Here is an 18,626-nt window from a genome sequence, read left to right on the forward strand (position 1 = left end):
GCAACGGTGTTGCCAAAGTGCAAGCGGGCCCGACAATGGGGTGGTGAACATCGATACGGGGGCGAACCTGCCGGCTCTGCGGAACCACAACGCCGCCCTGCTGCTCAACCTGCTCCGCCAGGCCGGCGAGGACGGCGTCAGCCGGCTGGAACTCGCCGAGCGCACCGGCCTCACCCCCCAGGCCGTCAGCAAGATCACCGCCCGGCTGCGCGCCGAGGGCCTCGCGGTCGACGCCGGGCGCCGCGCCTCGACCGGCGGCAAACCGCGCACCGTGCTACGGCTCGTCCCCGGCGCCGCCCACGCCATCGGCATCCACCTCGACCGCGATGAGCTGACGGTCGTCCGCGCGGACCTGGCGGGCACCGTCGTCGCCGCGCGCACCGGCCGCCCGCTGGACCTCGGCGCGGGCGCCGAGGCGGTCATCGGCGCCGTGGCCCGGGAGGCCGGGGACCTCGTGGACGAGACGGTCCTCGGCGTCGGCCTCGCCATGCCCGGCCCCCTCGACCACGCGACGGGCGTGCCGTACCGCGTGACCGGCTTCCCCGAATGGGACGGCTTCCCGCTGCGCGACACCCTCGCCGACCGTCTCGGGCTGCCGGTCGTGCTCGACAAGGACACGAACGCGGCGGCCTTCCGCGTCGCCGTGCGCGTCGGGGGCGGCCAGTCCTTCGCGTACCTCCACCTCGGTACGGGGCTGGGGGCCGGCCTCGTCCTCGGCGGCGCCCTGTACCGAGGCCCGCGGACCGGGGCGGGGGAGTTCGGGCACCAGACCGTGCAGCTCGACGGCGTCCCCTGCGGGTGCGGGGGCCGCGGCTGCCTGGAGGCGCTGTGCCTGGCCGCCGTCGCACGCGGCGACCTCGACGAGGCGGCCCGCGTGCTGGGCGTCGGCGCCGCCAACCTCGTGGGCATCCTCGACATCGACCGCGTCCTGCTCGGCGGCCGGGTCATCACGGGCGCGGCACGGCCCTTCGTACGAGGTGTGGGCGCCGTCCTGGAGGAACGCGCCCGGCGTGAGGGCGGCGACGAGGCCGTGCCGGTCGAACTGGCCGAGGGCGGCGACCACCCGGTCGCTGAGGGGGCGGCCCAGCTGGTCCTCGCGCCCGTGTTCGGGCTCTGAGCTGTGCCCCGAAGGGATACGCCCGGTCACCGGCTGTTGCGCCGATCGGGCGGATCCGCGCCGTCGAACGGCGGGATGTGGCGGCGCTCGCGGTGGTCCGGCGCGCGGGCGTGGGAGGTACTCGGGGCACGTCTGTCCGCGCCGCCCGCCGAAGGTGCACCATGCGACTGCGCAACGCCCTCGCCACCGGAGTCACGGCCGCCGCCCTGGCCACGGTGACGCTCTCGGGCCCCACGCCCGCCGCCCGCGCCGAGACCGCGGCCCCCGCGCCCGGTGGGGGCGAGGCCGTCGCCGTACCCGACCGGCAGCCGACGTGCGGGGACGCGTCCGACACCGCGTTCCCCATCGAGACGCGCATCAAGGGCGGCCCCGCCCCCTACCACCCCGGCGGCGGCTTCCACACCTGGCACGTCGAGCTCACCAACACCACCAAGCAGCCCTGCGGCAACATCCACCCCGTCATCGTCCTCACCGACCGCACCCAGGACCTGACCCCGGCCCAGGTACAGCTGGAGTTCTACGCGGACGGGGCGGACGGCCGGCCGCACCCGGTGGCCGTCGAGGAGACCGACGACCAGGAACTCGTCGGCGTCCTCGACAACGGCTTCCCCGGCTACACCGTCCCGCCCGGCCGTACCGTCACCGTCCCGGTCCGGCTCGCCTTCACCTCCGACGCCCGGCCCGACGAGGTCACCGCCAACGCCGCCATCGTGCAGCGGCGGGGCGACGACGGCGACTGGGTCGGCGAGTCCGGCGACTACCGCTTCGCGCTCCAGGGCGAGGCCCCCCTACCGAGCCAGGAACCCGGGACGGAACCCGGGACGGAGACCGGAACCGCGACCGGGACGGAGACCGGAACCGCGACCGGAACCGGGACCGGGACCGGCTATCCCGACGTGGCCGAGGAACTGCCGAAGACCGGCCTCAACGCCCTCCTCCTGGCCGTCGCCTCCGCCGTCGCCTTCCTCGTCGGCGCCGGGGTCCAGGTGCTGGTCGGCCGGTCACGCCACCGCAAGCACTGACCCGCCGACAGCACCGCGCCACCCCGCGCCCGCCCCCGCTTCCGCCGCGCCGGGGCCGACAACCGGTACCGGGTGATCGACGGGGTGAAGATCGCCGCATCGTGACTAATCTGGGGGCGCCGCCACAGCGCTGTCGCGGCGTCCCCCAGCACGCACGCATGTACCTGTACGGCAGGAGTCCCGCCCCATGGCAGAGCGCAAGCCGATCGAATCCTGGCTGACCGACATGGACGGCGTCCTCATCCACGAGGGCGTACCGATCCCCGGCGCCGACGCCTTCATCAAGAAGCTGCGGGATACGGACAGGCCCTTCCTGGTCCTCACCAACAACTCCATCTACACCGCCCGCGACCTGCACGCCCGGCTCGCCCGCATGGGCCTGGACGTGCCCGTGGAGAACATCTGGACCTCCGCCCTGGCCACCGCCCAGTTCCTGGACGACCAACGGCCCGGCGGCACGGCGTACGTCATCGGCGAGGCCGGCCTGACCACCGCGCTGCACGACATCGGGTACATCCTCACCGACCACGACCCCGACTACGTGGTGCTCGGCGAGACCCGCACGTACAGCTTCGAGTCCCTCACCAAGGCCATCCGGCTGATCAACGGCGGCGCCCGCTTCATCTGCACCAACCCCGACGAGACCGGCCCGTCCGCCGAGGGCCCGCTGCCCGCCACCGGCTCGGTCGCCGCGCTCATCACCAAGGCCACCGGCAAGGACCCGTACTTCGCGGGCAAGCCGAACCCGCTGATGATGCGGACCGGGCTGAACGCCATCGGCGCGCACTCCGAGACCAGCGCGATGATCGGCGACCGGATGGACACGGACGTGCTGGCCGGGCTGGAGGCGGGCATGGAGACCTTCCTCGTCCTCACCGGCCTGACCGGCCCCGCCGATGTGGACCGCTATCCGTTCCGGCCCTCCACGATCGTCGACTCGATCGCCGACCTGGTCGACCGGATCTGAGCGAACTCCGCCGCGTCGGCGCAGGTCAGGCGGGTGTGCCGCCGAATGGCCGTCCCCTCCGGATGCGAAAACGGCCGACAGGCGTGAATCTTCGAGTACCAGGAGGTTCACGATGCGTTCAGGACTGTTTGCTTTCCGTGCCGCAGGGGCGGCCCTCGCGCCGGCGTCCGCACTGCTGCTCGCCCCCGCCCTGCTGCTCGCACCGGCCGCCTCCCCGGCCTACGCCGGGGAGGAGGAACCCGGCGGCTCCCACTCCACGGTGACGGCCATGGTCCTGCCCGCCATCGTGGCCCCCGGCACCGACGTCGACGTCCGCGTCACCGGCTGCAAGCGCGACCACGGCCACGCCCGGTCCAAGGCGTTCGTCACCGACGCCGAGCTGTCCGCCCACGACGGCAAGGGCAAGCCCCTCCACGGCGACACCACCGTGAAGTCCGGCATCGCGCCCGGTACGTACGACATCACCGTCCACTGCGACGGCCGGGACCACGCCGCCGGCACCCTCCACGTCGCGCACCACGCGCCGGCCACCCCCATCGCGCCCGTCCGGGCGGGCGGCGGAGGGACCGCCGTGCTGGCCGCCGACACCCCGAGCGTGGCCGACGGCGCGAACCTCGCGGACGAGGCCGGGCCCGGCACCCCGCACACCGTGATCGGGCTCGTCCTGGCCGGTGTCGCGGCCGTCGCCGTGGCGATCCGCAGCGCACGCAGCCGCCGTCGCCGCACCGGCCCGGGCGCGGACTGACGGTCATGTCGTCCCGGGAACGCCCGGCCGGCACCGGTCGGCTGCTGCCCGGCGTGGCCTGGGCGCTGCTCCTGCTCGGTCTGTGGCTCTGGGGCAAGGAGATCACCGGCGGGGCCGGCGGCGTGTCGGCGCCCACCGGCGGTGACGTCGCCTCCGTCGGCCGACCCTTCGGCGTGCCGCTGCCGCCCGCCCACGCGCCGCTCAAACCGGTCGCGCCGACCCGCCTGGACGTCCCGTCGCTGGGGATCACCGCCCCGGTCGTCCCCCGCGGCCTCGACAGCACCGGCGCCCCGGACCCGCCCCCGTACGAGACGCCGCACACCGTCGGCTGGTTCGGCACCGGCGCCCGGCCGGGCGCGGACGGTGCCGCGCTCTTCGTCGGCCACGTCGACACGGAGAGCGAGCCGGCCGTCTTCTACGGGCTCAGTTCGACCCGTCCCGGCGAGCGTGTCGACGTGACGCGGGCGGACGGATCGGTCGCCGAGTTCACCGTCGATGACGTGCGGGTCTTCACGCGGCACGAGTTCGACGCGGCGCAGGCGTACGGCCGGCGGCAGCCGGGCCGGGCCGAGCTCCGTCTGATCACCTGCGGCGGCACCTTCGACCGCGAGGCCGGTGCCTATACGGCGAACGTCGTCGTCTCGGCGTATCTGACGGGGAGCCGCTGAGCCCGAGGTCAGGGCAACGCCTACCGCGTCGGGCCGACAGGGCGAACCGGGGCGTTCCGGGCGTCACCGCCCCCAACTGCCCCCACCCCACGCCTCGTTGGACGGCATCGCTCTTCGAGGTCCGGAGGTGGGGCCGGAGCGACCTCTGACCGTCAGGGCGAAAGGGGTGTCCGGCGGACATACGCACCACCCGGGCGCGCCCTGCGGCGGTGGCGTGCGCACCGCGCGACGGTGGCGCGGCGGCCGGGCACGACCGAGGCCCCCTCACTCCAGGTGAGGGGGCCTCGGTCTCGCGTGCGCCGCCAGGGACTCGAACCCCGGACCCGCTGATTAAGAGTCAGCTGCTCTAACCAACTGAGCTAGCGGCGCCTGCTGACCTGCACAACTCTACCGGACGCCCGAGGGTGATCCCGACCATGGCCCAGGCCTTTCGTCGCTCCTCACGGGCCTGTCAGGTGACCGTTTTTTCCCTTTGGTCCGTCAAAATGCGTTATGTGAGGACAGTTGAGACACTGGCGCCCGTATCGCAGTGAGGAGAGGACGATCGTGACGAGTGTGGAGGGGAACCGCATGGCCGCCGCCCTGGTCTTCGAGGAGTACGAGCCCACCCCCGACTGCCCGTGCGCCGGCTGCGCCCGGCAGCGGCGCGAGAGGGCCCTCGGCCTGGCCGTGCGGGCGGGCGGCCACCCCGCCGCGCACGGCGCCCGCCGCGCCCTGGTCCTGGTCACCGCGGCGGGGGTGGTCCTCGGCGCCGGCCCGGCAGCCCAGGGCACCGTCCACCCGGCGGGCCCCGTGGGCGCGGCGGGCCCCACCGGCAGCCGCGACGACCCCGGGCCCGGCACCCCGCAGGGGCAGACGGGTCCGCTGCACGGAGGGCCGCGCCCCGGGCCGACGGCCGGTCAGGCACCCGTGTCCGTCCAGTCGCTGCGCCGCTCCACCCGGGCCGACATCATCAACCGGGCCAAGCGCTGGGTGGCCGCGAAGGTGCCGTACTCGATGGAGAAGTACTGGAGCGACGGCTACCGCCAGGACTGCTCGGGTTTCGTCTCGATGGCCTGGGGGCTTCCGGGCAACGAGTGGACCGGCAGCCTCGACCGCTTCGGCACCCGTATGAGCCGCACCGAACTCCAGCCCGGCGACATCCTGCTGTTCCACAACCCGGCCGACCCGAACGCCGGCTCGCATGTCACGATCTTCGGCGGCTGGACCGACTACACGCACACCTACTACTTCGCCTACGAGCAGGCCCGGCCGCACACCCGCAAGCAGGCCACGCCGATGGCGTACTGGAGCGACTCCAGCCAGTACGTCGCCTACCGCTACAAGGGTCTGACCACCGCCACCGGAGCCGGGGGCAGCGCGGGGTCCCCGAGCGGCGCGGGCTCCTCCTGGACGGCCTACCCGGGGTCGGGGTCCTTCGGGCCGGGCGCGAACAACCCCTATGTCACCCGGCTCGGCCGGATGCTGGTGTCGCGGGGCGGCGGACGGTTCTACCGCTCCGGGCCCGGGCCGCGGTGGAGCGACGCCGACCGGAAGGCCACCCAGGCGTTCCAGCGCGCGCAGGGGTGGATCGGCCGTGACGCCGACGGGCTGCCGGGGCCCGACACCTGGCGGCTCCTGGTCAAGGGGCGGGGCCGGGACATCCCGCGCGGCACGCCGGGCCTCGCCGCGCCCGCCTTCCCGGGGCGCGGCCACTTCCGGCCCGGGCAGTCCAACGCGTACGTCGAGAAGCTCGGCCGGCAGCTGGTGAAGCGGGGCTTCGGCGCGCACTACCGGTCGGGCCCCGGCCCGCGCTGGACCGAGGCCGACCGGCGCAACGTGCAGGCGTTCCAGCGCGCCCAGGGCTGGCGCGGTGGTGCCGCCGACGGCTATCCGGGGCCCGAGACCTGGCGGCGGCTGTTCCGGTGAGCGGCGCGGGGGACGGGCCGGGCGACGGGCTGAGCGATGACCTGGCCGATGACGTGATCGATGACGTGACCGAGGGCGAGGAGCACCTGATGAGTACGGCGACGCCGGAGGGCGGGGCGGTGGGCGGGGTGGTGGGGCGGCGCGTCCCGGTGATCGGCAACGAGACGACCGGGCCGATCCCCGTCCACCTGCTGTTCCGGGACGATGACGACGACGGTGCCACGGGCGGGATCGGTGTGGTGGGCGGCCCCGTCATGGCGGTACGGGAGTGGGGGGCGCCCCGCCCGCCCGCGTCCCCGGCGCCCGTACCCGCGCCGGTGCGGGCGCGCCCCGTGCCGTCCGGCGACCCCGGCCTGGTCGAGCGGCCCGGTCCTGTGCTGCCCGGCTGGGCCGGGGTGGCCGTGGGGGTCGCCGCGCTGGCCGGATGCGCGGCGGTGCTGTGGTGGGTGGGCGTGGTGCCCGCGCCGGTGGCCGTCATGCTGCGGCTGCCGTCCCCTCCGTACAACGGCATCGCGCTCGGCTGGTGGGCGCTGCTCGCGCTGGGGGTGCTCGCGGTGCTGTTCGCGTTCGGCGGGCTGGCGCGCGGGCGGGTCGGGTACGCGTGGGTGCTGACGCTCTTCGGTGACTACCGGGGGAGCGTCCGGCGCACCGGGCTGGTGTGGGTGAGCCCGCTGATGCTGCGGCGCCGGGTCGACGTACGCCTGCGGCACTGGCGGAGCGAACCGCTGCCCGCCGTCGACGCGAACGGCACCGCGCTGCGGGTGGTGGTGCTGGTGGTGTGGCGCATCCGGGACACGGTGCGGGCGGCGCTCGGGGTGGCGGACCACGAGCAGTACCTGCGCGAGCAGGTGGAGGCGGCGATGGCGCGGGTCCTGTCGCAGCTGCCGGCCGACGCCTTCCACGAGGACGCCCCGACGCTGCGGGACGCCGAGGTGGTGGGGGACGCGCTGACACGGATGCTGTCGGCGGAGTGCGCGCCGGTCGGGCTCGACGTCTTCTCGGCGCAGCCGACGCGGATCGAGTACGCGCCGGAGATCGCGGCCGCGATGCAGCGGCGGCGGATCGCGTCGATCGACGCCAAGCACCGGGACATGGTGCTGACGTCGGTGGTGGACGCGGTGGACGACATGGTCCACCGGCTGACCACGCGTGGTCTGGTCGAACTCGACGACTACGACCGCAAGGCGCTGGTCAAGGACCTGACGGTGGCCTTCTACACGGGCCGGACCGGTCCGGTCGAAGGCGCGTGATTGGTCTGGACATGTTCAACTGACGTCCATACATTGGTACTTACCAAAATCCGCATCACCGCATCACCGCATCACGGCATCACCGCGCGCGCGTCAGCACGGCTCATGGAACTTCCCCCACGCCCACCTGGAGCGACAGCATGCGAACCAAGATAGGCACGGCCGTGGTGGCCCTCGGCGTGGCCGGGGCCTCCCTCCTGGCCACCAGCAGCGCCAGCAGCCACGGCTACACCGACTCGCCCATCAGCCGCCAGAAGCTCTGCGCCAACGGCACGGTCACCAACTGCGGCAACATCCAGTGGGAGCCGCAGTCGGTCGAGGGCCCCAAGGGCTTCCCGTCCGGCGGTCCGGCGGACGGCCGCATCTGCGCCGGCGGCAACGCCCCGTTCGCGCAGCTCGACGACCCCCGGGGCGGCACCTGGCCGGCCACCAGGGTGACGGGCGGCCAGAGCTACACCTTCCGCTGGCAGTTCACCGCCCGGCACCGCACGACCGATTTCAGGTACTACATCACCAAGAACGGCTGGGACAGCACCAAGCCCCTGACCCGGGCGGCCCTCGACTCCCAGCCCTTCCTGACCGTCCCGTACAACGCCCAGCAGCCGCCGTCCACGCTCACGCACTCCGGGACGATCCCCAGCGGCAAGACGGGCAAGCACCTCATCCTGGCCGTCTGGACGGTCGCGGACACGGCGAACGCCTTCTACGCCTGCTCCGACGTCCAGTTCTGACGGAAGGCGAGGGCTGCCGACGGGTGAACGAAGGAAGCCCCCCGCTTGCGCGAGGGGCTTCCTTCTCGTCTGTGCGCCGCCAGGGACTCGAACCCCGGACCCGCTGATTAAGAGTCAGCTGCTCTAACCAACTGAGCTAGCGGCGCGTGCTGACAGACTTAATACTACCTGGTCCGAGGGGTGCTCCTGACCGCAAACCCGTGAGGTGGGTCACAAGAGGTTTAAAGCGCCAGGGAGAGCACCACCGGAGCCGCCCGCCGGTTCAGCGCGTCGGCCGCCGAGCGCAGCCGGTGCGCGTGCTCGATCGGCAGGGACAGCGCCAGGCAACCGACGGCCGATCCGGCCGTCAGCGGCACCGCCGCGCAGACCGTGCCCACGGCGTACTCCTGGAGGTCCAGCACCGGGACGGTGGGCGGCTGGCTGTCCAGCTTGGAGAACAGCACCTTCTCGCTGGTGATCGTCCGCGACGTGAGCCGCGCGATCTTGTGGCGGGAGAGGTGGTCCCTGCGGCCGTTCTGGTCGAGCTGCGTCAGCAGGCACTTGCCGACCGCGCTGGCGTGCGCCGCGGAGCGGAAGTCGACCCATTCGTTGACCTTGGGCGTGTGCGGTCCGTCGGCCATCTGCGTGATCTTGACCTCGCCGTCGATGTACCGGCTGATGTAGACGGCGGCGCCGACCGTGTCGCGCAGCTCGGTCAGGGTCTCCTGGAGCTTGGTCTCCAGGGCTTCGCGGCGGGTGGCGCCCGAGCCCAGCAGGACGAGGGAGTCACCGACCACGTACGCGCCGTCGGAGACCTGCTCCACGTACCCCTCGCGGCGCAGCATGAGGAGCATCGGGGCCAGGTGGCCCGCCGGGAGTCCGGTCTCGCGTGCGATCTGGACGTCGGTGACGCCGCCACCGTGCCGGGAGATCGTTTCGAGAACGCGCAGGGCGTATTGCACCGAGTGGAACGGCGCGGTCGGCTCGGGCTTCAGCGCCACGGTTTCCCCCTACCAGGTTGTGACCGCATGCTTCTGTACCACGATAGCCGCCAAGAACCCTTTCAGAGGGCCCCGTTGACAAGAAAGGTGCCCCGTCCCGGGCGCATATGCTGGGACGGGGACCTCTGACATATGCCATTGGCACACTTAACGGGTGGAGCCCGAGGTCAGAGCACCGCGCCGAGGAAATCGCGCGTCCGTTCGTTCTCCGGGTCGGTGAAGATTTTGGCCGGGGGCCCGGACTCGATCACCTTGCCCGAGTCGAACATGAACACCTCGTCCGAGATGTCGCGGGCGAAGCTCATCTCATGGGTGACGCAGAGCATGGTGATGTCCGTGCTGCGGGCGATGTCCCGCAGCAGGTCCAGCACCCCGGCCACCAGCTCCGGGTCGAGCGCCGACGTCACCTCGTCCAGCAGCAGCACCCGCGGCCGCATCGCCAGCGCCCGCGCGATCGCCACCCGCTGCTGCTGGCCGCCCGAGAGCTGCGAGGGCCCGGCGTCGCACTTGTCGGCGAGCCCCACCAGGTCCAGCAGCTCCCGGCCGCGCTGCTCGGCCTCGTCCTTCCCCAGGCCCAGCACCCGCACCGGCGCCTCGGTCACATTGCGCAGCACCGACATGTTGGGGAAGAGGTTGAACTGCTGGAAGACCATCCCGATCTTCTTGCGCACCTCGCGGCGCTGCCTCTCGTCGGCCGGGAAGAGCCGGCCACCGTCGACCTCGATCGTGCCCGCGTCCGGCTTCTCCAGCGTCATCAGCAGCCGAAGGATCGTGGTCTTGCCGGACCCGGACGGCCCGATGAGCGTGACGTGCCTGCCCGGCTCGACCGAGAAGCAGAGGTCGTCGAGGACGGTGTTGTCGCCGAACCGCTTGGTGACGTTCTCGAAGCGGATGAGTTCGGTGCGGGGGTCAGCGGACAAGGCGGCGCTCCAGGGCTCGTACGAGAAGGGAAGCCGGATAGGCGATGAGGATGAACGCGACACCGACCACCGTCAGCGGCTCGGTGTACTGGAAGGTCGCGGCGCTCTCCAGCCGGGACTGCTGCAGCAGCTCCAGCACGCTGATCCCGGCGAGCAGCGGCGTGTCCTTCAGCATCGCGATGACGTAGTTGCCGAGCGCCGGCGCGATCCGGCGCAGCGCCTGCGGCAGGATCACCGCGACCCAGGTGCGGTGGGCGGGCAGGGACAGGGCGGTGGCCGCCTCCCACTGCCCGGCCGGTACGGCGTCGATGCCGGCCCGGTACACCTGCGCGGTGTACGTCGAGTAGTGCAGCCCGATCGCGAGGGTGCCGGTGGTCAGCGCGGAGAACTGCACGCCCCACTCCGGCAGCACGAAGAAGAGGAAGAAGAGCTGCACCAGCAGCGGCGTGTTGCGGATGAACTCGGTCACCGTGTGCACGGGCCAGCGCACGAACCGGCTCCGCGCGCGGAAACCGGCCGCCCAGACCAGGCCGAGGGTGAAGGAGATCAGCGAGCCGAGGACCAGGACCTGCAGGGTGACCAGCAGCCCCTCCCGGAAGCGCGGCATGAAGTCCGCGACGGCGGACCAGTCCCAGCTCATCGGGCGGCCACCCCCACGTTGGCCTTGGCCCTGCGTTCGAGGGCCTTCATGGAGCGGGTGATGGCGAACGCGATCACGAAGTAGATCACCAGGATGACGGAGTAGATCTGCGCGCTCTCCTGGGTCGCCAGGCGCACCAGGTAGGCGGCGAAGGACACGTCCCCGACCCCGAGCAGCGACACCAGCGCCGTGCCCTTCAGGAGCTCGACGAGCAGATTGCAGAAGCTGGGGATCATCTCGGGCACGGCCTGCGGCAGCACGATCAGCCGCATCCGCTGCCAGGGCGTGAAGCTGAGCGCCACCCCCGCCTCGCGCTGCGCCGGTGGTACGGCGCGCAGGGCGCCGCGGACGACCTCGGCGCCGTACGCCCCGTACGACAGACCGAGCGCCAGGACGGCCGCCCACATCGGCACCAGCTGCCAGCCCAGCAGCGGCGGCACCACGAAGAACAGCCAGAACATCAGGATCAGCGCCGACGTGCCCCGGAAGATCTCCGTGTACGCGCCCGCCAGGAAGCGCACGAACAGGGAGCGGTGGGTCCGGGCGATGCCGACGGAGAAGGCGACGAGCGCGCCGAGCACCGCGCTGTGGACGAGCAGTTGGAGGGTGGTCCAGATGCCGGGCAGTACCCAGTTCTGCCAGAGTCCGGCGGTCATCGGCACAGCTCCTCGGCGGTGAGCGTGGTCATCTCGGCCTGCGTGAAGCCGAACCGGCGCATGATGCGGAAGAGCTCGCCGCTCCCGCGCATTTTGTTGATCTCGGCGGTGAAGGCGTCGCGCAGGTCCCGGTCGGTGGGCCGGAAGGCGAAACCGCCGCCGTCGATCCGCTCCTCGCCGTCGACGACGGCGGCGAACGGCTCCGTCGCCTCGGCCCTGTCGCTGGTCTTCACCACCAGGCGGGCGGTGAGCGCGGTGGACGCGAAGGCGTCGACGCGGCCGGACTCGACGGCGTTCAGCCCGGCGACCTGGTCCTGGAGAATGACCAGCGCGTCCCGGGGGTACCCGGCGGCCAGGGCGAAGTCGATCTGCGCGTATCCGGTGGCGCTGGCGAGCCGGGCCCCGGAGCGGACCACGTCCTCGTACGAGCGGAGGTTCTCAGGATTGCCCTTGCGGACGACGAAGGCGTCGAGCATCCGGTACTCGGGGTCGGAGAAGATGACCTGCGCGCAGCGCTCCTTGTTGATGTACATCCCGGCCGCGACGACGTCGAACTGCTGGGAGTTGAGGCCGGGGATGAGAGAGCCGAAGTCGGTGGCGACGGGCTGGACGCGGTCGACGCCCAGCCGCCGGAAGACGACCTTGGCCAGTTCGGGCGCCTCGCCGGTGAACTCGCCCCGCTCGTCGACGTATCCGTAGGGGACCTCGCCGGCGATGCCGAGCCGGACGGTGCCCTGGGATCTGAGCCGGTCGAGGGAGTCGCCGGACGCGACCCGGCTGCAGCCGGCCACCCCCAGCGCGGCGGCCGAACCCAGGAGGAGGGTGCGCCGCCGTATCGGCTGTGTTCCGTGTCGACGAACTGTTCGAGCCATGGGCGCGCGGCTACCCGACTCGTGTCCGGGTATGCGTACGGGTCGGCCCGTGACCGTCGGCCGGCCATGTCCCCGGAGCCGTATCCCCTCGTCCGGCGGAGGACTATCCCGGGGCAGCCGGGGCAGCCGTCCCGGGGCGGGCCCATCGCCGCGCGGGCACATCCGGACGGCTGCTGACCCACAGGAGGGCGAGACATGACGACGGTCGGACTGCTCTACCCCGGGCACTCCGCGGAGGACGACTATTCCCGTATCGAGGCGCTGATCACGGGCCTCAACTGCCCGATGGTCCACACCGACCTGGGGGAGGACGCGCACCGCGTCGACCCGCTCCAGGAGATGGGCTCCAGCGAACGGCTCGCCGTCGGAGTCGAGCAGCTTCGGCTGTCCGGCGCGGAGTCCGTGGTGTGGGCGTGCACCAGTGGCTCCTTCGTGTACGGCTGGGAGGGCGCCCACGAGCAGATCCGCGCCCTGGCGGCGGCGGCCGGGCTTCCGGCGTCGAGCACGGCGTTCGCGTTCGCGCACGCGGCGCAGGCGCTGGGCGTGACGCGGGTCTCGGTGGCCGCCACTTATCCGCCGGACGTCACGGAACAGTTCGTACGGTTCCTCGCGGCGGCCGGGGTGGAGGTCGTCGGCGCCCGGTCGAGCGGCATCGTGACATCGGCCGAGGTCGCGCGGTGGGGGCGCGAGCGCGTGCTGGAGCTGGTGCGGGCGGGCGACCACCCGCAGGCCGAGGCGGTGTTGGTGCCGGACACCGCGCTGCACACGGTGGCGTTCCTGCCGGAGCTGGAGGCCGCGGTCGGCAAGCCGGTGCTGACGGCGAACCAGGTGACGGTGTGGGAGGGGCTGCGGCTGGCCGAGCGCCGGGGCGCGCGGTCGACGGAGCTGGGCAGGCTCTTCGCCGGCGAGGAATAACCGGAGTGCTCCTCCTGTTGTCGGTGCGGAATGTATGCACATGCGCAGGAGGGCCCACCGGTGAACGACGACGCGATACGAGGCACGGACGACTCGCGAGGCGCGGACGCGCGCGACAAGACGGGTGCGACGGACGAGATCCGCGGCACGGCGCTCGGCACCGCGCCCGTCCCCCTCTCCGTACTCGACCTGGTGACGGTCGGCACCGGCCGCACCGCCACCCAGGCCCTGTCCACCAGCGTGGCCCTCGCCCGGCTGGCCGAGCGGCGCGGCTACCACCGCCACTGGGTCGCCGAGCACCACTCCATGCCCGGCGTCGCCTCGTCGTCCCCGGCCGTGATCCTCGCCCACCTCGCCGCCCACACCGACCGCATCCGGCTCGGCTCCGGCGGCGTCATGCTGCCCAACCACGCCCCCCTCGTCATCGCCGAGCAGTTCGGCACCCTGGAGGCCATGGCCCCGGGCCGTGTCGACCTCGGCCTGGGCCGCGCCCCCGGCACGGACGGCCCCACCGCCGCCGCGCTGCGCCGCACGGAACGGCTCCAGGAGGGCGCCGACGAGTTCCCGCAGCAGCTTGCCGAGCTCGTGCGCTTCCTGGACGACGACTTCCCCGACGGCCACCCGTACGCGCGCATCCACGCAGTGCCGGGCCCGGTGCAGGGGCCGACGGGCCGGCCGCCGATCTGGCTGCTCGGCTCCTCCGGCTTCAGCGCCCGGCTCGCCGGAGCGCTCGGCCTGCCGTTCGCGTTCGCGCACCACTTCTCGGCGCACAACACGATCCCGGCGCTCGATCTCTACCGGGACTCCTTCCGCCCCTCGGCGGTGCTGGACGCGCCGTACGCGCTCATCGGCGTCCAGGCCTTCGCCTCGGAGGACGAGAAGGAGGCGCGGCGCCAGGTCCTGACGGGCGCGCTGTCCATGCTCCGGCTGCGCACCGGCCGCCCGGGTCTCATCCCGTCGCCGGAGGAGGCCGAGGCGTACCCGTTCACCCCGGCCGAGCGCGAGTTCGTCGACAGCTGGCTGTCGAACGTGATCCACGGCACCCCGGACGCGGTCCGGGAGGGGCTGGACGGACTGCGGAAGCGCACGGGCGCGGACGAGCTGATGATCACGTCGAACGCGCACGGCGCCGAGGCCCGGCTGCGCAGCTTTGCGCTCATCGCGGACGCCTACGACCTCCCGGGCGGGGATGAGGGCGCAGGCGCGCCGACGGAGTAGGGCGGCGGTCGCGAGGACGGTTGGTTTCTCCTCGGGAACGGCCGCACAAGATCCCTAAGGGAGCCTTAAACCGCTCGTCACCACCGGTGCGAGCGGTTTTCCCTTACCCGCACACTGCTCTGACGAGGTCTTTCGTCCACGAAATGGTCTAGTCCTCGTTTGGTTCGGACCATTGACGCGGCGCGCGCGCGACGGCTATCTCTTCTCCCACTCCCGTACCGCGCATCCCCCTCGGAGGCCGCACGTGCACCCCCGTAAACCCCTCATCGCCGCGCTCACCGGAGCGGTGCTCGCCGCCGGCGCGCTGACGGCGTTCGCCGCTCCGGCCGCCGGCACGGCCTCGGCGGCAGCCGCCGCCACGCCCTCCTCCGGCGGGGTGAAGATCGCGTACTACGACCAGTGGAGCGTCTACGGCAACGCGTTTTACCCCAAGCACCTCGACACCCGGGGCATCGCGGCCAAGCTGGACGTCATCAACTACTCCTTCGGCAACATCCACCCCACCGACCTCACCTGCTTCATGGCGAACAAGGCCGCGGGCGATGACGCCAACCCCAACGCCGGTGACGGCGCGGGCGATTCGTACGCCGACTACCAGCGCTCCTTCGCCGCGGCCGACAGCGTCGACGGGGTCGCGGACAAGTGGGACCAGCCCATCGTGGGCGTCTTCAACCAGTTCAAGGAGCTGAAGGCGAAGCACCCCCACCTGAAGATCAACATCTCGCTCGGCGGCTGGACGTACTCCAAGTACTTCCACGACGCGGCGAAGACGGACGCGAGCCGCAAGAAGCTGGTCTCGTCCTGCATCAAGCAGTACATCCAGGGCGACCTGCCGGTCGAGGGCGGTTACGGCGGCCCCGGCACCGCCGCCGGCGTCTTCGACGGCATCGACATCGACTGGGAGTACCCGGGCTCGCCCGACGGCCACCTCGGCAACCACTACGGCCCCGAGGACAAGCAGAACTTCACCCTGCTGCTCGCCGAGTTCCGCAAGCAGCTCGACGCGTACGGCGCGGCGCACGGCGGCAAGAAGTACCTGCTGACCGCTGCCCTCCCGGCCGGCCAGGACAAGATCAAGCACATCGAGACGGACAAGATCGGCGCGTACCTCGACTACGCGAACATCATGACGTACGACATGCACGGCGCCTGGGACGCCGACGGGCCCGCGTACCACCAGTCCCCGCTGTACTCCCCGGCCTCGGACCCGACCGACCCCGTCAAGCCGGGCACCGAGAAGTACTCGATCGACAACGCCATCGACTCCTGGATCGACGGCAAGCCCGCCTACGGCATCGCGGGCGGGTTCCCCGCCGGCAAGCTGACGCTCGGGTACGAGTTCTACTACCGCGGCTGGAAGGGCGTCCCGGCCGGGACGAAGAACGGCCTCGGGGGCAGCGCCACCGGCGCCTCCGCCGCCCGCCCGGTCAGCCAGCAGGCCGGCATCGCGCACTACAAGGAGCTCGGCGGCATCGTCGACAACCCGGCGACGACGTTCTGGGACGACGAGGCGAAGGCGTCGTACTTCTACAAGGACGGCGAGTTCTTCACCGGCCTCGACAAGCGGGCGATCCAGGCCCGCGCGGACTACGCCCGCAGCCGGGGCCTGGCCGGCGCGATGATGTACTCGCTGCTCGGACTGGACGCGAACACCACGCTGCTGAACCACATCGTGACGGCGGTCGGCTCCTCCCCGACGAACCCGACCCCCACGCCGACCCCCACCCCCACCCCGACTCCCACCCCGACCCCGACCCCCACTCCCACCCCCACGCCCTCCGGCTGTGCGGCGGCGGCCTGGTCGTCGGCCACCGAGTACGGCGGCGGCGCGCAGGTCTCCCACAAGGGCCGCACCTGGAAGGCCAAGTGGTGGACGAAGGGCGAGGAGCCCGGCACCACCGGCGAGTGGGGCGTGTGGCAGGACCTCGGCGCCTGCTGACCCGCACCTTTGGAGCCTGACCCCGCGCGCCACCCCCCACACCACCGCCCCTGCCCGGCGAACACCTCCCGGGCAGGGGCGGTTTCACGACCGCGCGGGCGCGTTCACCCCGATCAGGGCGTCGATCCGGTCCGGGGTCACCGCGCGCGAGTACAGCCACCCCTGCCCGGTGTCGCAGCCGATCCGCCGCAGCCGCGCCGCCTGCCCCGAGGTCTCCACGCACTCGGCGGTCACCGTCAGCCCCAGCCGGTGCGCGAGCTGCACCAGCGCCTCTACGATCACCTCGTCGGCCGGGTTCGGATGCTCCTCGTCCTGGAAGCCGCGTACGAACGAGCCGTCCAGCTTCAGCACGGAGACGGGCAGCCGGCTCAGGTACGCCAGGTTCGAGTAGCCGGTGCCGAAGTCGTCGATGGCGATCCGCACGCCCATGTCGCTGAGCGACTGCAGGGCCTGCAGCGGCCGTCCGGCCGAGCCCATGACCGCGGACTCCGTCAGCTCCAGCTGCAACAGGTGCGGCGCGAGCCCCGTCTCGGTCAGGATCTCGGCGACGTCCGCGACGAGGTCGGAGTCCCACACCTGGCGTACGGCGACGTTGACGCTGACGAAGAGCGGTCGCTCGCGCGGGTGGTCCTTCTGCCACTGCCGGGCCTGGCGGCACGCCGTACGCAGCACCCACCGCCCCAACTGGACGATGGAGCCGTCCTCTTCGGCGATCCCGATGAACCGATTCGGCGCCAGTGAGCCGAACTGCGGGTGGTTCCAGCGCACCAGCGCCTCCACGCCCCGCACCGTCCCGTCGGCCATCCCCACCAGCGGCTGGTACTCCAGCGCGAACTCGCCCCGCTCGACGGCCGGGCGCAGCGTGGAGGAGAGCGACTGCCTCGTCATCCGGTGGGCGTTGCGCTCGGGGTCGAAGAGCGTCCAGCGGGCCTTGCCGTCGGCCTTCGCCCAGTACAGCGTGGTGTCGGCGGCCTGCATCAGGCCGGTGACGGTGGTGCCGGCCGCGGCGCGCTCGACGACCCCGATCGACGCCGACACCGACAGTCGCTGCCCGGCCAGGTCGAACGGCCGCTGGACGGCGGCCAGTACGGCCCCCGCGAGGTCGGCCAGCTGTTCCGTACCCGTCGAGTCCTCGACCAGGATCGCGAACTCGTCCCCGCCGAGGCGGGCGACGAGGTGGCCACCGCTGCGGGTGTAACCGTCGCTGTCCGCGCACTCGGTGAGCCGGGAGGCGACGGCGGCCAGCAGCCGGTCGCCGACCCGGTGCCCGAGCGTGTCGTTGACGGCCTTGAAGCCGTCCAGGTCCAGGTAGCAGAGACCGATCCGCCCTGATCCGCCATGGCCGAAGCAGTCGTACGGGTCGGAGGACTCGTACGAGGCGTTCTCCAGCGCCGAGGCGAGCCGCTCGAAGAACAGCGTGCGGTTGGGCAGCCGCGTCACCGGATCGTGCATCTGGAGGTGGCGCAGCCGCGCCTGAAGCTCGCGCCGGTCGCTGATGTCGGCGATGGACAGCAGCACGCCGCGGCTGCGCGGTACGGGCGCGACGGTGACCTCGGCCCACAGCGAGCGTCCGTCGGGGTGCTTGAGGCGGCGGGTGCAGCGGAAGCGGGAGCGCCGGCCGCGCAGTACCTCGCGGTACGCGTGCCAGGTGCGGCTGTCGGACGCGAGGTCGACGAGGTCGGCGGCGGGCTGCTCGCGCAGGGAGGCGGTGTCGGTGCCGAGGAGCGCGGCGAGGGCGTCGTTGGCCGTGACGATGAGACCTTCCGGGTCGATGACGGCCATGGCCAGATGGGCGGCGTTGAACGCGGCGTGGTAGTCGCGGAGTTCGCTCTCGCCCGACCCACCCACACCGTGACTCTCCGTGACCGGATGGGGGGTGGTGTCGGTCGGTGAGACTGCCGCAGTTCCCGGTCCTTCGGGGGTTCCGCTGGAGGTTCCGCTCACCGCTCGCTCCCGCAGGGCAGTTGTGACGCACAGATGTGGTCGGAATGGTCAGCCATCGAAAGTGTGCCGATCATAGAGGTTGTCGCGGCGGCCGTTCCAGCGTCGCCACTGTGCGAGACGCGTGCGGAGGGTGT

At 72.3% G+C, this 18,626-nt stretch carries 16 protein-coding genes, 2 tRNA genes and 1 pseudogene; 11 read left to right on the plus strand and 8 right to left on the minus strand.

Annotation, left to right across the window (positions count from 1 at the left end):
* Positions 1–40: 40 nt before the first annotated feature.
* The 5 genes from ABZZ38_RS11960 (at position 41) to ABZZ38_RS11980 (ending at position 4,519) form a co-directional block, all read left to right on the plus strand.
* The gene (locus tag ABZZ38_RS11960) at positions 41–1,117 is read left to right on the plus strand and encodes an ROK family transcriptional regulator (RefSeq protein WP_356738394.1); all 1,077 of its coding nucleotides are present in this window, start codon (positions 41–43) and stop codon (positions 1,115–1,117) included.
* Positions 1,118–1,278: 161 nt separating this feature from the next.
* Positions 1,279–2,139 carry a hypothetical protein gene (locus tag ABZZ38_RS11965; RefSeq protein ID WP_356738396.1) on the plus strand — a complete coding sequence of 287 codons (861 nt, stop codon included), beginning with the start codon at positions 1,279–1,281 and terminating at the stop codon, positions 2,137–2,139.
* A gap of 187 nt (positions 2,140–2,326) precedes the next feature.
* On the plus strand, positions 2,327–3,106 hold the full coding sequence (locus ABZZ38_RS11970) for an HAD-IIA family hydrolase (protein WP_356738398.1): 780 nt from the start codon (positions 2,327–2,329) through the stop codon (positions 3,104–3,106).
* Positions 3,107–3,218: 112 nt separating this feature from the next.
* Positions 3,219–3,851 (plus strand): hypothetical protein, encoded by a 633-nt coding sequence (locus ABZZ38_RS11975; RefSeq protein WP_356738400.1) that lies wholly within the window; start codon positions 3,219–3,221, stop codon positions 3,849–3,851.
* A gap of 5 nt (positions 3,852–3,856) precedes the next feature.
* A complete protein-coding gene (locus ABZZ38_RS11980; protein ID WP_356738402.1) occupies positions 3,857–4,519 on the plus strand; it encodes a class F sortase in 663 nt (220 codons plus the stop codon).
* Between the two features lie 295 nt (positions 4,520–4,814).
* On the opposite strand, the gene ABZZ38_RS11985 is transcribed toward ABZZ38_RS11980, so the two are convergent.
* A tRNA-Lys gene (locus ABZZ38_RS11985) sits at positions 4,815–4,888 on the minus strand.
* Between the two features lie 201 nt (positions 4,889–5,089).
* Between ABZZ38_RS11985 and ABZZ38_RS11990 the strand changes: the two genes are divergently transcribed.
* From ABZZ38_RS11990 to ABZZ38_RS12000, 3 genes and pseudogenes are all read left to right on the plus strand, one after another.
* Positions 5,090–6,427 (plus strand): peptidoglycan-binding protein, encoded by a 1,338-nt coding sequence (locus ABZZ38_RS11990; protein WP_356738466.1) that lies wholly within the window; start codon positions 5,090–5,092, stop codon positions 6,425–6,427.
* A 137-nt stretch (positions 6,428–6,564) separates the two neighbouring features.
* Positions 6,565–7,677, plus strand: a pseudogene (locus tag ABZZ38_RS11995) (SPFH domain-containing protein); the annotation flags it as partial.
* A 140-nt stretch (positions 7,678–7,817) separates the two neighbouring features.
* Positions 7,818–8,408, plus strand: a complete 591-nt coding sequence (locus ABZZ38_RS12000; RefSeq protein ID WP_356738404.1) for a lytic polysaccharide monooxygenase auxiliary activity family 9 protein — start codon at positions 7,818–7,820, stop codon at positions 8,406–8,408.
* A 72-nt stretch (positions 8,409–8,480) separates the two neighbouring features.
* On the opposite strand, the gene ABZZ38_RS12005 is transcribed toward ABZZ38_RS12000, so the two are convergent.
* From ABZZ38_RS12005 to ehuB, 6 genes are all read right to left on the minus strand, one after another.
* Positions 8,481–8,554 (minus strand) — tRNA-Lys (locus ABZZ38_RS12005).
* Between the two features lie 75 nt (positions 8,555–8,629).
* Entirely contained in the window at positions 8,630–9,388 is a 759-nt protein-coding gene (locus ABZZ38_RS12010) for an IclR family transcriptional regulator C-terminal domain-containing protein (protein ID WP_356738406.1), read from the minus strand.
* Between the two features lie 167 nt (positions 9,389–9,555).
* On the minus strand, positions 9,556–10,308 hold the full coding sequence (gene ehuA, locus ABZZ38_RS12015; protein WP_356738408.1) for an ectoine/hydroxyectoine ABC transporter ATP-binding protein EhuA: 753 nt from the start codon (positions 10,306–10,308) through the stop codon (positions 9,556–9,558).
* The gene (gene ehuD / locus ABZZ38_RS12020; RefSeq protein WP_356738410.1) at positions 10,298–10,948 is read right to left on the minus strand and encodes an ectoine/hydroxyectoine ABC transporter permease subunit EhuD; all 651 of its coding nucleotides are present in this window, start codon (positions 10,946–10,948) and stop codon (positions 10,298–10,300) included. Before ehuD ends, ehuA begins: the two co-directional genes overlap by 11 nt.
* Positions 10,945–11,604, minus strand: coding sequence for an ectoine/hydroxyectoine ABC transporter permease subunit EhuC (gene ehuC / locus ABZZ38_RS12025; protein WP_356738412.1), 660 nt, complete (start codon positions 11,602–11,604; stop codon positions 10,945–10,947). The genes ehuD and ehuC overlap by 4 nt, the downstream gene beginning before the upstream one ends.
* The gene (gene ehuB / locus ABZZ38_RS12030; protein ID WP_356738414.1) at positions 11,601–12,476 is read right to left on the minus strand and encodes an ectoine/hydroxyectoine ABC transporter substrate-binding protein EhuB; all 876 of its coding nucleotides are present in this window, start codon (positions 12,474–12,476) and stop codon (positions 11,601–11,603) included. Before ehuB ends, ehuC begins: the two co-directional genes overlap by 4 nt.
* A 195-nt stretch (positions 12,477–12,671) precedes the next feature.
* On the opposite strand from ehuB, the gene ABZZ38_RS12035 reads away from it, so the two are divergent.
* From ABZZ38_RS12035 to ABZZ38_RS12045, 3 genes are all read left to right on the plus strand, one after another.
* Positions 12,672–13,391 carry a decarboxylase gene (locus ABZZ38_RS12035; protein ID WP_356738416.1) on the plus strand — a complete coding sequence of 240 codons (720 nt, stop codon included), beginning with the start codon at positions 12,672–12,674 and terminating at the stop codon, positions 13,389–13,391.
* 75 nt (positions 13,392–13,466) lie between these two features.
* On the plus strand, positions 13,467–14,609 hold the full coding sequence (locus ABZZ38_RS12040; protein WP_356738468.1) for an LLM class flavin-dependent oxidoreductase: 1,143 nt from the start codon (positions 13,467–13,469) through the stop codon (positions 14,607–14,609).
* Positions 14,610–14,853: 244 nt separating this feature from the next.
* Positions 14,854–16,548: a glycosyl hydrolase family 18 protein gene (locus tag ABZZ38_RS12045; protein ID WP_356738418.1), complete on the plus strand. Its 1,695-nt coding sequence runs from the start codon at positions 14,854–14,856 to the stop codon at positions 16,546–16,548.
* 84 nt (positions 16,549–16,632) lie between these two features.
* Here the strand turns inward: ABZZ38_RS12045 and ABZZ38_RS12050 are convergent, their stop codons facing one another.
* On the minus strand, positions 16,633–18,396 hold the full coding sequence (locus tag ABZZ38_RS12050) for an EAL domain-containing protein (protein WP_356738420.1): 1,764 nt from the start codon (positions 18,394–18,396) through the stop codon (positions 16,633–16,635).
* Positions 18,397–18,626 lie beyond the last annotated feature (230 nt).

It is taken from the genome of Streptomyces sp. NPDC006368, from assembly GCF_040612535.1.
Lineage (GTDB): Bacteria > Actinomycetota > Actinomycetes > Streptomycetales > Streptomycetaceae > Streptomyces.

Bases quoted from the DNA above. Each gene is read 5' to 3' on its own strand.
- ABZZ38_RS11965 (WP_356738396.1), top strand. From the start codon at position 1,279: ATGCGACTGCGCAACGCCCTCGCCACCGGAGTCACGGCCGCCGCCCTG.
- ABZZ38_RS11970 (WP_356738398.1), top strand. From the start codon at position 2,327: ATGGCAGAGCGCAAGCCGATCGAATCCTGGCTGACCGACATGGACGGC.
- ABZZ38_RS11975 (WP_356738400.1), top strand. From the start codon at position 3,219: ATGCGTTCAGGACTGTTTGCTTTCCGTGCCGCAGGGGCGGCCCTCGCG.
- ABZZ38_RS11980 (WP_356738402.1), top strand. From the start codon at position 3,857: ATGTCGTCCCGGGAACGCCCGGCCGGCACCGGTCGGCTGCTGCCCGGC.
- ABZZ38_RS11990 (WP_356738466.1), top strand. From the start codon at position 5,090: ATGGCCGCCGCCCTGGTCTTCGAGGAGTACGAGCCCACCCCCGACTGC.
- ABZZ38_RS12000 (WP_356738404.1), top strand. From the start codon at position 7,818: ATGCGAACCAAGATAGGCACGGCCGTGGTGGCCCTCGGCGTGGCCGGG.
- ehuD (WP_356738410.1), bottom strand. From the start codon at position 10,948: ATGAGCTGGGACTGGTCCGCCGTCGCGGACTTCATGCCGCGCTTCCGG.
- ehuC (WP_356738412.1), bottom strand. From the start codon at position 11,604: ATGACCGCCGGACTCTGGCAGAACTGGGTACTGCCCGGCATCTGGACC.
- ehuB (WP_356738414.1), bottom strand. From the start codon at position 12,476: ATGGCTCGAACAGTTCGTCGACACGGAACACAGCCGATACGGCGGCGC.
- ABZZ38_RS12035 (WP_356738416.1), top strand. From the start codon at position 12,672: ATGACGACGGTCGGACTGCTCTACCCCGGGCACTCCGCGGAGGACGAC.